The following is a 13,548-nucleotide window of genomic DNA, read 5'->3' on the forward strand; positions in this document are numbered from 1 at the left end:
AAGGAGATCGTCGGGCGCTCGATGGCCTGAGCGGTCGGGTCGGCGCCTCCGCCGCCCGGACGAGCTCGCACATGAGCGTGACGGCGTCGGCGTCGGCGAGTCCGTGCTCGCGGACGAGCGAGCGCCACGTCGTGAAGTCGATGGCGTGACCGATCGCGGCGCGTGCGCGTCGCCGCCGGGCACCACGTAGCCGGCGGTCGCGGACCAGGCCGTCCTGGATGTCGGCGACGTAGGTCCGGAACGGACGGAACGTGTGAGCGACCAGCGGCATGAGCGGCTCGTCGCGCACCAGGTTGCTCAGCATGCCCTCGGTCCGCCCGTAGTAGCCGTAGAGCAGCTCGAGGGCCCGCCGCAGCCGCGCGTCCGGATCGTCCAGTGCCATCCAGTCGCCGGGCTCAGGAGCGGGATTCCGCGCCGTCCAGTGTGCCGAGCAGGCGGCGAACACCGCGTCGTCGTCGGGGAAGTGCCGGTACAGCGTGGACCGCTGCACGCCGGCCTCCTGCGCCAAGGCGCTCATCGACGTGCGCGACGGACCGAGGGTCCCGTGCAGCTTCACGGCGCTCTCGACGATCCGCGCGCGGGTGGTTCATGATCGACGGGGCGACCACCACGGGCGGCTTCTCGCTCGTCGAGCACCCGATGGGCCCCCGGGCGCTGGCAGCTCCGTTGCACCGCCACACTCGCGAGGACGAATACAGCTACGTGCTGGAGGGGCGTGTCGGCGCCCTTCTCGGCGATGAGGTCGTGGAGGGTGGTCCGGGAGACCTGATCTTCAAGCCGCGCAATCAGTGGCATACGTTCTGGAACGCGGGTGACGAGCCCGCCCGCCTGCTCGAGATCATCGCTCCAGCAGGCTTCGAGCAGTTCTTCGACGAGCTGGTGGACCTCGGCGGTGTCACTGCTGCCTCGCCGGAGGTGCTCGGTGAGCTCTGCGCGCGCTATGAGCTCGAGATGCAGCCGGACAGCGTCCCCGGCCTGGCCGAGCGGTTCGGGCTGCAGTTCCCGGGCGAGCCGCTTTGAGCGTGTCGCGCAGCCTGGTGCGACCCGCTTGACGGCGGGAGGACAATCGCGTCATGGCGCGCCAACGTCCTTCCCTGCTGGCGATGGTGATTGCGTTCGGCGTCCTGGCCGCGGGCGCGGCCCCCGCCTATGCCACGCGCCTCTTCACCGAGGCGCCGGGGTCGCCGTACGCGACCACCGGGACGGACCCGTACACGGTCGAGACCGGCCGCTTCAACGGCGACGACGATCCCGACGTGGTCGTGGGACGGTTCAGCGGCCCGCCGAAGGTCTTCCTCGGCAACGGCGACGGCACGTTCACGCCCGCGCCGGGAACGATCCCGGGGTCTGGGTCCTTCACCACCGCCGTCGGCCGGATCAATGGCGACGCCATCGATGACATCGTCACCGCGGACGTCAACAACGCCGGCGGGGTGCAGGTGTTCCTCGGCAACGGCGCGGGAGGGTTCACGCAGGCTCCCGGCTCGCCGCTCGGCGGCGCGAACCCGCGGGGGGTCGCTCTGGGCGACATGAACGGCGACGGGAAGCTCGACATCGTGCACACGGTCACCAACGCGACCCACGTCCTGCTGGGCAACGGTTCTGGCGGGTTCGCGAGCGCCCCCGGGTCGCCGTTCACCGGCGGAGGGAACCGCATCGCGCTCGGGCTCCTCAACAGCGACTCGATCCTGGACGTCGTCTACGAGAGCGGCGGCCCCAGCACGCCGGTGCTCCTGGGCAACGGCAGCGGCGGCCTGGCGCCCGCCGTCGGGTCACCGTTCGCGACCGGCACCTCGTACGGCGGCTGGCCCGTGGCCGGCGACCTCGACGGCGACGGCCGGCCCGAGGTCGTGCTGGCCCACGGGTCCTCGCTGGACAAGGTCGTGTCCGTGATGCGGACCTCCCCAGCGGGGGCGCTGAGCCACGTCACCGGATCTCCGTTCCGCGTCCCTACCCCCTTCCAGCCGCGCCTCGTCGATCTGGGCGGCGACGGAGCCCTCGACCTGGCGCTCCCCGCGTTCGATGCCGGGACGATGAGCGTGCTGGTCGGGGACGGTGCCGCGGCGTTCCGCCCGATGGTCGGCGCGCCGTTCGCGACGTCGCCCGCGCCGTCCCACCTCGCGGCGGCCGACGTGAACCGCGACGGTCGCCCGGACCTCCTGTACCTGCAGTCCAACACCCAGAACACGCTCCACGTGCTGCTGTCGCGAGCGGCGATGACGGCCGACCGGACGGCGGCCGACCTCGGGACCGTCGCCGTCGGCGCTGCCGTCACGCAGACGGTCCTCACCCTGACCAACACCGCGCCGCAGGCGGTGCGGCCCGGTACCGCGAGCATCACGGGTCCCCAGGCCGGCGAGTTCGCGATCGCCGGCGACACCTGCGCGGGCACCCAGGTCCCCACGGGCGGCACGTGCACGGTCAGCGTGCGCTTCGCGCCGGGCGCGGCCGGCTCGCGCGGCGCCGAGCTGGCGGTCCCGGAGAACGGCGACGTGTTCCGGGTCGCGCTGAGCGGGTCCGGCGCCTCCGCGCCGCCGCCGACCGCCACAGGGACCCCGGTCCCAGCCGGGAGCCCGTCGCCCCCCGACACGACGGGCCCGCGGATCACGCTGCGGGGGCTGTCGTCCCGCATCACCCGCGCGGGCTTCCGGCGCAAGGGCCTTCGGCTGACCGTCGAGACCGACGAGGCCGCCAGCGTGCGCGGCGTCCTGGCCGCCCGGGTGGTGCGCCGCAAGAAGGCCATCGTGTTCCAGGCCGCCCTGGGGGATCTGGAGATCGGCTCACGATCGCTGCCGCAGGGCAGCGGCCGGCGCTCACTCGTCCTCAAGCCGTCGAAGCGCTTCGTGACCGCGGTGCGCAACCGCCGTCTGCGCCTGGTCGTGCGGGTCACGGCCACGGACGCCGCCGGCAACACCAGCACCTCGAGCCGCTCCGTCCTGGTGCGCTGACGGAAGGTCGTGCAGGTTCCCTCCTCCACGGGGGTGACCGGCACGAACCTCCGAACAGGCCGCGGCCCGACGCGCCGCCGTTCGCTGATCCGAACGCCGCTGTGCCACGAACACATCGGTAATGGACATCGCGATCATCGGCAGCGGCATCTCGGGTCTGACAGCGGCCCACCACCTCGACGGGCGTCACGACGTGACCGTCTTCGAGGCCGGCTCCTACGTCGGTGGCCACACGAACACGGTGCACGTCGAGACCGACCGGGGCGCGTGGGACGTCGACACCGGCTTCATCGTCTGCAACGACCACACGTACCCGAACTTCCTCGCGATGATGGACGAGCTCGGGGTGGCTCGCCGCGAGACGCACATGGGGTTCTCGGTCACCGCGCAGGACGAGGACTTCGAGTACGCGGGCACCCCTCGCGGTCTGTTCTGCCAGCCGCGCAACGCGGTCCGCCCCGCGTTCCTGCGCATGATCCGCGACCTGCTGCGCTTCAACCGGGAACTCACCGCGATCGTGGCGGATCCGACCGACGCTCGCGGGGACCTGTCCCTGCTCGAGTTCCTCGCCCGCGGCGGGTACTCCGACTCCTTCCGCGACCGGCTCATCGTCCCGCAGGCCAGCGCCGTGTGGTCGGCCGAGCCCGAGCAGCTCGACGCGTTCCCCGTGCGTTTCATGGCGCAGTTCTTCGCCAACCACGGGATGCTGAGCTTCCGCAACCGCCCGACGTGGATGACGATCGAGGGCGGCTCCCAGCGCTACGTCGAGGCCCTGACCGAGCGCCTCGCACGCCCGGTCCGCATCGAGACCCCGGTCACGCGGGTGCAGCGCTTCGACACCCACGTCGAGGTCACGCCGCAGGGCGGCGAGCCCGAGCGCTTCGACGAGGTCCTCTTCGCCTGTCACGCCGATCAGGCGCTGCGGATCCTCGGCGCGGACGCCACCGAGACCGAGCGCGAGCTGCTGCGCTGCTTCCCGTACCAGCCCAACGAGGCCGTCCTGCACACCGACGAGGCCATGTTGCCCCGGCGCCGCGCCGCGCGCCAGGCGTGGAACTTCCACCTTCTGGGCACGCCCAAGGACAGAGCGACCGTGACCTACGGCATGAACCACCTCATGGGCCTCGACGCGCCCCACGAGTTCTGCGTGACGCTGAACCTCACGGAGCGGATCGACCCGGCCAAGATCATCGAGGTCATCGACTACGCCCACCCGGTCTTCACCACCGAGGGCGTCGCCGCCCAGGCCCGCCACGGCGAGATCAGCGGCCGCAATCGCACCCACTACGCCGGCGCGTACTGGCGCTGGGGGTTCCACGAGGACGGCGTGTTCAGCGCGCTGCAGGCGCTGGAGCACGTCGGCCGCAGCGAGGTCGTCGTCCCGGCGTGAGCCCGCACCGATCCGCCATCTACCGCGGCACCGTCCGCCACCGTCGCAAGAGCCCGGTGCAGCACGCCTTCACCTACGAGGTCGGCATGCTCTACCTCGACCTCGGTGAGCTCGAGCAGGGCGTCCTGGACGAGGCGTCCCCCCTGTGGTCCTCGCGGCGCCCCCGAACCCCGGGAGCGGTGTCCAGACGGGACCTGCTGGGCGACCCCGCCGTGCCACTGGACACCGCGGTCCGCGATCTGGTCGCCGACCGGATCGGCGTGCGCCCGGACGGGCCCATCGGGGTCCTCACGACCCCGCGCACGTTCGGCCGCTCGTTCAACCCCGTCAGCTTCTACTTCTGCTTCGCGCCCGACGGCACGACCCTGCGGGCGATCGTCGCCGACGTCGAGAACACACCGTGGAACGAGCGCCACGCCTACGTCGCCGCGTGCGACACGGGCCCCGGGCGTCGCGTCGTGGACGTCGAGCTCGACAAGGTCTTCCACGTCTCCCCGCTCATGGGCATGGACCAGCGCTACCGCTTCCGGCTCACCGCTCCCGGGCCGACGCTCAGCGTGCACATCCAGAGCACGGCGACGGCGGACGGGGGCGATGCCTTCGACGCCACCCTGAACCTCCGCCGCGAGGCGCTCACGCGCGCCACGCTGCGCCGCCTGCTGACCCGGTTCCCCCTCCAGAGCGCACGCACCGGTGCACTCATCTACAGCAACGCCCTGAAGCTCAAGCTCAAGGGCGCCCCCTACCACGCCCATCCCGACTCCCCCCTCGAGAGCCAGGCCAGCCCACCCATGAGCACGACGACACCGACCCGGACCCGCACGGTCCTGCACCGACTCCTGCGGCACTGGATCCGCGACGGCGAGCTGACGCTCGTCGACCGCCACGGCTCGACCACCGTCGGGGACCCCTTCCTGGACGGCACCGGTTCGCCGCTGCGCAGCACGGTCACGATCCACGACGAACGGGCCTACCGGGCGCTGCTGAAGGGCAGCCTCGGGCTTGCCGAGAGCTACCGCGACCGCTGGTGGGACACCGACGATCTCGTCGGCGTCGTGCGCATCGCGGCGCGGAACATCCACCGCGGGGATCAGTACCGCCGCCGCCTGCGCCCCGTCCTGGGTCCGGTCCAGAACGCCCTGGCCAGCGCCAAGCGCAACACGATCGACCGCTCCAAGCGGCAGATCTCCGCGCACTACGACCTCGGCAACGACCTCTACGGCCTGATGCTCGACGACACGATGATGTACTCGTCGGCCGTCTACCCCAGCCCGACGGCCACCCTGCACGAGGCCCAGCTCTGCAAGCTCGACCGGATCTGCGACAAGCTCGACCTCGGCCCCGAGGATCATCTCCTGGAGATCGGGACCGGCTGGGGCGGGCTCGCCGTCCACGCCGCGAGACGCACCGGGTGCCGCGTCACCACCACCACGATCTCCAAGGAGCAGCACGCCCTGGCGGTCCGGCGCGTCCGCGAGGCCGGCCTCGAGGACCGCATCACCGTGCTGCTCGAGGACTACCGGCTGCTCACCGGCACGTACGACAAGCTCGTGTCGATCGAGATGATCGAGGCCGTCGGGTGGCGGGACTTCCCGACCTTCTTCCGCCGCTGCAGCGAGCTCCTGCAGCCCGACGGGCTGATGCTGCTGCAGGCCATCACGATCGACGACCGCGCCTACGAGGTCGAGAAGGCCACGAAGTCGTTCATCAACCAGCTCATCTTCCCCGGCGGCTGCCTGCCGTCGGTGCGCGAGATCCAGCGCTGCGTCGGGTCCTACACGGACCTGCGCAACGTCCAGCTCGAGGACATCACGCCGCACTACGTCACGACGCTCGCCGCCTGGCGCGAGCGGTTCGAGCAGGCCGTCGCGTCCGGCGACCTCGACACCGAGCGATACGACGAGAAGTTCCAGCGGATCTGGTCGCTCTACCTCGCGTACTGCGAGGGAGGGTTCGCGGAGCGCCGCATCCAGGACGTGCAGGTGCTGCTCGCCAAGCCGCGCTTCCGGAGCGAGAGCCTGCTGCGCGCGCGACCGGACGAGACCGTGACCCGCCTGCCCGTCCCGGCGTGGTCCGCGCAGGAGCGCGACGTCGCGTGACCGGCCCGGTCGCCTTCGACCGCACGGGCTCCGGACCGCCGCTGGTCCTTCTGCACGGACTCGGCGGCGAACGTCGCGTCTGGCGCGAGGTCGTCGAACACCTGAGGGACGAGCGCGAGGTGATCTCGGTCGACCTCCCCGGGTTCGGGGATTCCGCACCGCTGCCGGACGACATCGAGCCGACGCCGTGGGCCATCGCCGAGGCGCTCGACGCGTTCTTCACCACCCTCGGTGTGGACCGCCCGCACGTCGCGGGGAACTCCCTGGGCGGCTGGGTCGCGCTCGAGCTCGGCAAGCGCGGGACCGTCGCCTCGGTGACGGGCCTGTGCACAGCCGGCCTGTGGAGCGGGCCGCTGGCGCCCAAGCCGTTCGTCATGCACCGTCTGGCCCGCGGACTGCGTCCCGTGCTCCCGGCGCTCATGCGCACCGAGCTCGGCCGGCGAGCAGCCCTCAGCGGGATCGTCGCCCGCCCCGACGAGGTCCCGGCCCGGGACGCCCTCGGCGTCGTCCGAGCCTACGCCGATGCCCCCGCCTTCGTGGCGACGAACCGGGCGATGCGTGCCAACTGGTTCCAGGGAGGCGAGCACATCCGCGTGCCCGTCACGCTCGGATGGGGCGAGCACGACCAGATGGTCACACGACCGCGACCGGGTGCGATCCACGGACCGGTGCGCCATCTCGTCCTCGAGGGCTGCGGCCATCTGCCGATGCTCGACGACGCCCGGCAGACCGCGGCGGTGGTGCTGTCGGGAAGTGACAGCACCCGGCTCCGGACCCGAGCCGCGGACCTCGACCTCAGGGCAACGGCAGCATGCAGCGCTGCACGCTCTCCTGGGAGGTCTTCTTGACCTTGAAGCCGGTGCTCAGGTACCAGCGCTTCCTGGACTTCTTCGTCGGCCAGCTGACCGAGAACATCTCCTCGATCGTGCCCGTGCGGCCGCCTGCGCGGCAGGCGGTGAGCGTGAACCGCACGGTGTTGCCCTTGCGCTTGAGGCCGGACACGGTCACCTGACCGGTGTCGCCGTACCCCTTCTTCCACTTCGAGTACGGGCCGAGCTTCCTCTTGGCGGCCGGAGTCAGGAGATCCCAGGCCGTCTTGAACTCACCGAGATGGATGTTGCGGTAGTGCAGCCGAACCGCCGACGTGGGCGAACCGGCGCCCTTCGTCGCCGCCATCGCGACCGCGGCGGTCGAAGCACCGAACGCTGCAACGAGGACGACCACCAGCAGGCGACGGGACATGCCGGCAGCCTACGCGCAATCGCGGGCACGTCAACAACCGGTGTGCCCGCCACCGGGATCAGGCCGGGACCGCGACCTCCGCGGGCACGGCCGCGCCCACCCCGCGAACCGCGTGCGCGCCGCCGTCGGCGTGCAGGACGTGACCGCTCACGACCCGGGCGTTGTCGCTGAGCAGGAAGCATGCGGCGTCGGCGACCGGCTCGGGGTCCGTGGTGTCCCAGCCCAGCGGCGCAGCCTGCTCCCAGGTGTTGGCGAGCTGGTCGAACCCGTCGATGCCCGACGCGGCGAGGGTCTCGATCGGGCCGGAGGCGACGAGGTTGACGCGGATGCGCTCGGGACCGAGATCACGGGCGAGGTACCGCGTCACTGCCTCGAGCCCCGCCTTGGCGACACCCATCCAGTCGTAGTGCGGCCACGCCACCGTTCCGTCGAAGTCCAGGCCGACGACCGAACCACCGGACGGCGCGGCGGCGAGTTGAGGGCGCAGGGCGACCGTGACGTCGCGCAGGGAAACGGCGCTGATGTGGAAGGCAGTCAGCGTCGAGCTGACCGGCGCATCCAGGAAGTTGCCTCCGATCGCGTCCCCCGGCGCGAACGCCACCGCGTGCAGGAGGCCGTCGAGGTGCCCCCAGCGACCGTCGATCTCGCCGCCCAGGGCGGCCAGGTCGTCAGCGCTCGTCACGTCCAACTCGATCACGTCGGCCGGCTGCGGGAGTCGTGACGCCGCGCGCTCCGTCATGCGCCGCGTGCGACCGAACCCGGTCAGCAGCACCTCGGCGCCCTGCTCCTGCGCGCGCCGCGCGACGTGGAACGCGATCGAGTTCTTCGTCACGACGCCGGTGACGAGCAGCTTCTTGCCGTTGAGCATCTCGGGTCTCCGGTCTCTAGAAGGGGATCGCGACGAAGGCGGTGGCCGGTGGGACCTCCGGCGCAGCGGAGGTCGACTCCTCGGGGCCGGTCGCACCGGCGACCCCGGGCTCGCGGCGCCACAGCACCTCGACGACCATCCGCGCGATCAGTCGCTCCTCGTGGTCGACGATGCGGACCCGGCAGGCCACCATGCCCGCCTCGTCGTCGAGCTCGCGCAGGCTCTCGACGGTCGCGGCGACCCGCATCGTGTCGCCGAGACGGACCGGGCGCTTGAACGTGAGGTCCTTCACCCGCCGCAGGGCGACGATCCGCTCGAAGGGCAGGTTCAGCAGGCCGATCGCGTAGGAGGCGACCAGCATCCCGTGCGCGACCCGCTCCCCGAACCGCTGCTCGGCCGACCAGGCGGCGTCCACGTGCTGGGGGTGGAAGTCCCCGGTGAGCGTCGCGAACGACACGACATCGGCCTCGGTGATCGTGCGTCCCCGGCCCGGGACGACGTCGCCGTCGGTCAGGTCGTCGAACCACGGTGCCTGCTGGGGTGCTGCTCGCTGGAATCGGGCGGTCATCGGGGCCTTCCGGGTCGGTCAGAGCGGGACGTTGTGGGCACGCGGCGGGGTCCGGGTCCGGGTCGCCAGGAGCCGCATGGCCCAGGCGATGCGGTCGCGCGTGTCCCGGGGCTCGATGCGTTCGTCTACCCAGCCGCCGGTCGCGGCGACACGGGAGTCGAGCTGCTCCTCCTCGTAGGCGGCCGCCAGGACGGCCCGCGCACGGACCGGATCGCCGGCCGCGGCGAGCTCGCGCTTGTTGACGAACTGCACCGCCTGGGGCGCTCCCATGACGCCGAGCTGGGCGTCGGGCCAGGCGAACGTCATGTCCGCGCCGAGCGCGCCGGAGTTCATCGCGATGTGCGCTCCGCCGTAGCTCTTGCGCAGCACGAACGTGACCTTCGGGACGTCGGCCTCGGCGAACGCATGGACGAGCTTGGCGCCGTGGCGGATGACGCCGGCGCCCTCCTGCTTGGTCCCGGGCAGGAACCCCGGCGTGTCGACGAGCACGATCAGCGGCAGGCCGAAGAGGTGACAGGTGCGGACGAACCGGGCCGCCTTCTGCGCGGCGTCCGCGTCGATCACGCCGCCGAGGTGGCGTGGCTGGTTGGCGAGCACCCCGGCCGGGGATCCCTCGATCCGCGCGAAGGAGGTCACGATGTTGCGGGCCCACCGCGGGGCGAGCTCGAACATCGAGCCCCGGTCGACGATGTCCGCGATCACGTCCCGGACGTCATAGACCTTGCGGTGCTCGGCGGGGACGTGGCGCCCGGGATCGCAGGCGTCCCAGGAGTAGGGGCGCTTCGGGAGCGGCCCGCCGGCGACCGACGGCAGGTACGACAGCGCCCGCCGGGCGAACTGCACCGCGTGCGCCTCGTCATCGCCCACGAGGTGGCAGACGCCGTTGCCGGAGTGCACGCGCGGCCCTCCGAGTCCGGCCGCGTCAACGTCCTCACCCATCACCTCGCGCACCACACCGGGGCCGGTCAGGAACATCGCCGCCTCCCGGGTCATGATCACGAGGTCGGTGAGCGCGGGCGCGTACGCGCCGCCCCCGGCGCTCGGCCCGCACACGACGCTGAGCTGGGGCACGACGCCGGACAGCTGCACGATGCGGTGGAAGATCTCGCCGTACCCGGCGAGCGCGGCGAGGCCCTCCTGCAGCCGCGCCCCGGCGCTCGAGACCAGTCCCACGACCGGCACCTGCGCGCGCTCGGCGATGTCGAGGGCCCGGCAGATGCTCTGGGCGTGCGCGGCGCCGAGCGAGCCGCCGAGGGCCTTCGGGTCCTCGGCGTAGACGACGACGGGGCGACCGTCGATCTCCCCGGCCCCGACGGCCACGCCGTCGCCGTCACCGGCCCGGTCGGTGAACGGGGAGCGGACCTCACTGCGCAGGACCCGCAGCGAACCGCGGTCGCAGAGGCGCTCCAGGCGCTGCACCGGGGTCAGCGGCGTCTCACCCGCGGGTGCCGGCGGCGCCTCGGGAGCACGCAGCGACCGTGCCGGGAACGGCGCCAGCGGCCGCCCGACGGGGACGGCGGACTCGGGCATGCCGACGCGCATTGGGGTGCTCATGCGGCGACCGCCTGCAGGCACACGACCGCGTTGTGCCCGCCGAACCCGAACGAGTTCGAGATCGCGACGGCAGGACGGTCTCGTGCGGGGAGCGACCGGGCCGCGCCCGGCACGTAGTCCAGGTCCATGCCCTCCTCGCGCTCCTCCCACCCCAGCGTGGGCGGCGCGACACCGTCGCGCAGCGCCAGGACCGTGGCGATCGACTCGACCGCACCGGCGGCGCCGAGCAGATGGCCGATCGCGCTCTTGAGCGAGGACACGGGGACCTCGCCGGCCCGGTCACCGAGCGCGCGGACGATCGCGTGCGTCTCCGCGCGGTCGTTCAGGGGCGTGGAGGTGCCGTGGGCGTTGACGTAGTCCACGTCGTCCGGCCGCAGCGAAGCGTCCATGAGCGCGCGGGCTATCGCCATGGCGGCCCCTTCCCCGTCCGGGTGCGGCGCGGTCAGGTGGTGGGCGTCGGAGGTCGCGCCGTACCCGGCGACGACACCGAGGATCGTCGCCCCGCGCGCGACCGCGTCCTCCTCGCGCTCGAGTACGAGGACACCCGCGCCCTCGCCCATGACGAACCCGTCGCGCCGGGCGTCGAAGGGCCGGGAGATGCCCGACGGCGAGGTCGCGTCCAGCGCGGCGAACGCCGCGTGCGTGAGCGGGGTGAGCGCCGACTCGGCCCCACCGCAGACGACCGCGTCCGCGTCCCCCGCCCGCACCATCCGCATGGCGGCCCCGATGGCGTGGGCCCCGGCCGCGCACGCCGAGACGACGCCGTAGGACTCCCCGCGCAGGCCGTGGTGCATCGCGATCTGCCCCGCCGGGGCGTTGGGCATCATCATCGGCACCGAGAGCGGCGGGACCTTGCCGGGACCACGGTCCCGCAGCATGTCGTGGCCGTGCTCGAGCGTTCCGACGCCACCGATCCCGGTGCCCAGGACGCAGGCGATCCTGGTGGGGTCGTACGGGAGCCCGCCGGCGTATCCGGCCTGCTCCAGCGCCTCCTGGGCCGCGGTCAGCGCGAGCTGCGTGCAGCGGTCCGCCCGTCGGGCCTCCTTGCGGCTGAGCACCGTCGTCGGCTCGAAGTCGGTGCAGGCGCCGACGCCGTCGGCGATCCCGCTGCGCGCCGCCGACCAGCCCTCGTGGAGCTGCGCGGCACCCACGCCGAGCGGGGTGACGGCACCGACGCCGGTGACGACGACGCGGGTCATGCGGCCTTCGCGACCACGCGGTCGATGAGGTCGCCGACGGTGGTGATGCCCTTGACGTCGTCGCCCTTGATCTCGACGCCGAGCTCGTCGTCGAGGACCTGTGCGAGCTCCGCCAGGTCGAGCGAGTCGATGTCGAGCGCGACGACCTCCGCTTCGCGGCTGAGCAGGTCCTCCTCGACGCCGAAGCCCTTCAGGGCCTCGAAGACGACGGACTCGACGGCGTCGGCGGTGACGGTGGGGGAAGGCATGGTGTGCTCCTGGTTCGGTGGTGGGTTGGGTCGGTGCAGTCGGTCAAGCGGACAGTCCGCCGTCGACGACCAGGGTCGTCCCGGTCACGTACGACGCGGCATCGGAGACGAGGAACGCGATGGCGGCGGCGATCTCGTGCGGCTGTCCCAGGCGCCGGGCCGGGATCGACCGGGCGATCTCGTCGGTCGGGAGGTCCGAGGTCATGTCCGTCTCGATGAAGCCGGGCGCGACCGCGTTGACGGTCACGCCGCGCCGGGCGACCTCGACCGCGGCGGTGCTCGTGAACGCCATCAGGCCGGCCTTGGCGGCCGCGTACGCGGGCTGCCCGGGGTTGGCGCGCAGACCGGCGATCGAGCCGACGTTGACGACGCGGCCGTAGCGGGCGCGGAGCATCGGTCCGAGCGCCCGGCGGGTCAACCGGAACGCCGCCGTGAGATTGGTGTCGAGCGTGGCGTCCCAGCCGTCGTCGTCGAGCTGCGCCGTCAGGCCGTCCACGCGGATCCCGGCGTTGTTGACGAGCACGAGCACCTTGTCGCCGAGGCCCTCCGCGGCGGCGTCGAGGATCGCCGCCTCCGCCCCGGGTGCGCGCACGTCGCCCTGGATCGCGACGGCGCGCCCGCCGAAGGCCTCGATCTCGGCGACGACGGCCAGTGCCTCGTCGGTGGCGCTGCGGTAGCCGACGGCCACGGGATGCCCGGCGGCCGCGAGTGCGCGGGCGGTCGCCGCGCCGATCCCACGGGACCCTCCGGTCACCAGCGCGGGCGCCTTGGTCGCGACGGGGCCGCTCTGCGGCGCGGTCGGGGTCGGCTCGGTCGTGGCGATGCTCATGCCGGTGTCTCCTTGCGCTCGATCGTGGGGTCCGCCGGTCCCGTGGTCGGCGGGAGTCCCCACCGCGCGACCGCGCCGCCCCAGGTGAAGCCGGCGCCGAACGCGGCGAAGAGGACCAGGGAGCCGTCGCGGAGCCGACCGTCCTGCGCGGCCAGCGACAGGGCGACGGGGATCGAGCCGCCGCTGAGGTTCCCGACGTGCTCGATGCAGTCGACCACGCGGTCGTCGTCGATGCCCAGGCGCCGGCCGACGGCGGCGGTGATGCGGGCGTTGGCCTGGTGCATCACGACGAGGTCGATGTCCTCCAGGGTCACCCCGGCGGCTGCGCAGCTCTGCAGCGCCATGTCGCTCAGGCGCGTGACCGCCGTCCTGAACGTCTCGTGCCCGTCCATGAAGAGCGGGGTGTCCAGGCCGGCGTGGATGTGCGGGGCCCCGGCGCCGTCCGCGCCCAGCAGGACCGGGCCGACCCCCTGGACCTCGAGATCGCCCTCCTCGAGGTCGGCCGCGCGCAGCACGGCAGCCCCGCAACCGTCCCCGAACAGACCGGCGGTGGCCCGGTCGTCGAGGTCGACGAAGCGTGCGCGGATCGCGTCGGCGCCGACG

General features: G+C 72.6%; 14 protein-coding genes. 5 read left to right on the plus strand and 9 right to left on the minus strand.

Annotation, left to right across the window (positions count from 1 at the left end):
- The coding region (locus tag ABYE80_RS08760) for a TetR/AcrR family transcriptional regulator (RefSeq protein ID WP_372789891.1) at window positions 1-556 on the minus strand (556 nt) is incomplete at its 3' end.
- 32 nt (window positions 557-588) lie between these two features.
- On the opposite strand from ABYE80_RS08760, the gene ABYE80_RS08765 reads away from it, so the two are divergent.
- The 5 genes from ABYE80_RS08765 to ABYE80_RS08785 all read left to right on the plus strand — a co-directional run bounded on the left by ABYE80_RS08765 (window position 589) and on the right by ABYE80_RS08785 (window position 7,285).
- A complete protein-coding gene (locus tag ABYE80_RS08765; protein ID WP_372789892.1) occupies window positions 589-1,020 on the plus strand; it encodes a cupin domain-containing protein in 432 nt (143 codons plus the stop codon).
- Window positions 1,021-1,073: 53 nt separating this feature from the next.
- On the plus strand, window positions 1,074-2,948 hold the full coding sequence (locus tag ABYE80_RS08770) for an FG-GAP-like repeat-containing protein (protein WP_372789893.1): 1,875 nt from the start codon (window positions 1,074-1,076) through the stop codon (window positions 2,946-2,948).
- 121 nt (window positions 2,949-3,069) lie between these two features.
- Window positions 3,070-4,338 carry an NAD(P)/FAD-dependent oxidoreductase gene (locus tag ABYE80_RS08775; RefSeq protein ID WP_372789894.1) on the plus strand — a complete coding sequence of 423 codons (1,269 nt, stop codon included), beginning with the start codon at window positions 3,070-3,072 and terminating at the stop codon, window positions 4,336-4,338.
- Window positions 4,335-6,437 (plus strand): DUF1365 family protein, encoded by a 2,103-nt coding sequence (locus tag ABYE80_RS08780; RefSeq protein ID WP_372789895.1) that lies wholly within the window; start codon window positions 4,335-4,337, stop codon window positions 6,435-6,437. Before ABYE80_RS08775 ends, ABYE80_RS08780 begins: the two co-directional genes overlap by 4 nt.
- The gene (locus tag ABYE80_RS08785) at window positions 6,434-7,285 is read left to right on the plus strand and encodes an alpha/beta fold hydrolase (protein ID WP_372789896.1); all 852 of its coding nucleotides are present in this window, start codon (window positions 6,434-6,436) and stop codon (window positions 7,283-7,285) included. Before ABYE80_RS08780 ends, ABYE80_RS08785 begins: the two co-directional genes overlap by 4 nt.
- Here the strand turns inward: ABYE80_RS08785 and ABYE80_RS08790 are convergent.
- The 8 genes from ABYE80_RS08790 to ABYE80_RS08825 form a co-directional block, all read right to left on the minus strand.
- The gene (locus tag ABYE80_RS08790; protein WP_372789897.1) at window positions 7,233-7,679 is read right to left on the minus strand and encodes a hypothetical protein; all 447 of its coding nucleotides are present in this window, start codon (window positions 7,677-7,679) and stop codon (window positions 7,233-7,235) included. The two genes, ABYE80_RS08785 and ABYE80_RS08790, sit on opposite strands and share 53 nt — an antisense overlap.
- Before the next feature lie 58 nt (window positions 7,680-7,737).
- The gene (gene fabI / locus ABYE80_RS08795; protein ID WP_372789898.1) at window positions 7,738-8,547 is read right to left on the minus strand and encodes an enoyl-ACP reductase FabI; all 810 of its coding nucleotides are present in this window, start codon (window positions 8,545-8,547) and stop codon (window positions 7,738-7,740) included.
- Window positions 8,548-8,563: 16 nt separating this feature from the next.
- Window positions 8,564-9,115, minus strand: a complete 552-nt coding sequence (locus tag ABYE80_RS08800; protein WP_372789899.1) for a MaoC family dehydratase — start codon at window positions 9,113-9,115, stop codon at window positions 8,564-8,566.
- An 18-nt stretch (window positions 9,116-9,133) separates the two neighbouring features.
- Window positions 9,134-10,669, minus strand: coding sequence for an acyl-CoA carboxylase subunit beta (locus ABYE80_RS08805; RefSeq protein WP_372789900.1), 1,536 nt, complete (start codon window positions 10,667-10,669; stop codon window positions 9,134-9,136).
- Window positions 10,666-11,868 (minus strand): beta-ketoacyl synthase, encoded by a 1,203-nt coding sequence (locus tag ABYE80_RS08810; protein ID WP_372789901.1) that lies wholly within the window; start codon window positions 11,866-11,868, stop codon window positions 10,666-10,668. Before ABYE80_RS08810 ends, ABYE80_RS08805 begins: the two co-directional genes overlap by 4 nt.
- Complete coding sequence (locus tag ABYE80_RS08815) at window positions 11,865-12,116, minus strand: phosphopantetheine-binding protein (RefSeq protein ID WP_372789902.1); 252 nt, start codon at window positions 12,114-12,116, stop codon at window positions 11,865-11,867. The genes ABYE80_RS08810 and ABYE80_RS08815 overlap by 4 nt, the downstream gene beginning before the upstream one ends.
- Window positions 12,117-12,159: 43 nt before the next feature.
- The gene (locus ABYE80_RS08820) at window positions 12,160-12,945 is read right to left on the minus strand and encodes a 3-oxoacyl-ACP reductase family protein (RefSeq protein WP_372789903.1); all 786 of its coding nucleotides are present in this window, start codon (window positions 12,943-12,945) and stop codon (window positions 12,160-12,162) included.
- Window positions 12,942-13,548 (minus strand): 3-oxoacyl-[acyl-carrier-protein] synthase III C-terminal domain-containing protein (locus tag ABYE80_RS08825; protein ID WP_372789904.1); only part of this gene is annotated, 607 nt, incomplete at its 5' end. The genes ABYE80_RS08820 and ABYE80_RS08825, both read right to left, overlap by 4 nt.

Source organism: Paraconexibacter sp. (genome assembly GCF_041602235.1).
In the GTDB taxonomy this organism is placed as follows: Bacteria; Actinomycetota; Thermoleophilia; order Solirubrobacterales; family Solirubrobacteraceae; genus Paraconexibacter.

Bases quoted from the DNA above. Each gene is read 5' to 3' on its own strand.
- ABYE80_RS08765 (WP_372789892.1), top strand. From the start codon at position 589: ATGATCGACGGGGCGACCACCACGGGCGGCTTCTCGCTCGTCGAGCAC.
- fabI (WP_372789898.1), bottom strand. From the start codon at position 8,547: ATGCTCAACGGCAAGAAGCTGCTCGTCACCGGCGTCGTGACGAAGAAC.
- ABYE80_RS08770 (WP_372789893.1), top strand. From the start codon at position 1,074: ATGGCGCGCCAACGTCCTTCCCTGCTGGCGATGGTGATTGCGTTCGGC.
- ABYE80_RS08810 (WP_372789901.1), bottom strand. From the start codon at position 11,868: ATGACCCGCGTCGTCGTCACCGGCGTCGGTGCCGTCACCCCGCTCGGC.
- ABYE80_RS08800 (WP_372789899.1), bottom strand. From the start codon at position 9,115: ATGACCGCCCGATTCCAGCGAGCAGCACCCCAGCAGGCACCGTGGTTC.
- ABYE80_RS08775 (WP_372789894.1), top strand. From the start codon at position 3,070: ATGGACATCGCGATCATCGGCAGCGGCATCTCGGGTCTGACAGCGGCC.
- ABYE80_RS08805 (WP_372789900.1), bottom strand. From the start codon at position 10,669: ATGAGCACCCCAATGCGCGTCGGCATGCCCGAGTCCGCCGTCCCCGTC.
- ABYE80_RS08815 (WP_372789902.1), bottom strand. From the start codon at position 12,116: ATGCCTTCCCCCACCGTCACCGCCGACGCCGTCGAGTCCGTCGTCTTC.
- ABYE80_RS08790 (WP_372789897.1), bottom strand. From the start codon at position 7,679: ATGTCCCGTCGCCTGCTGGTGGTCGTCCTCGTTGCAGCGTTCGGTGCT.
- ABYE80_RS08820 (WP_372789903.1), bottom strand. From the start codon at position 12,945: ATGAGCATCGCCACGACCGAGCCGACCCCGACCGCGCCGCAGAGCGGC.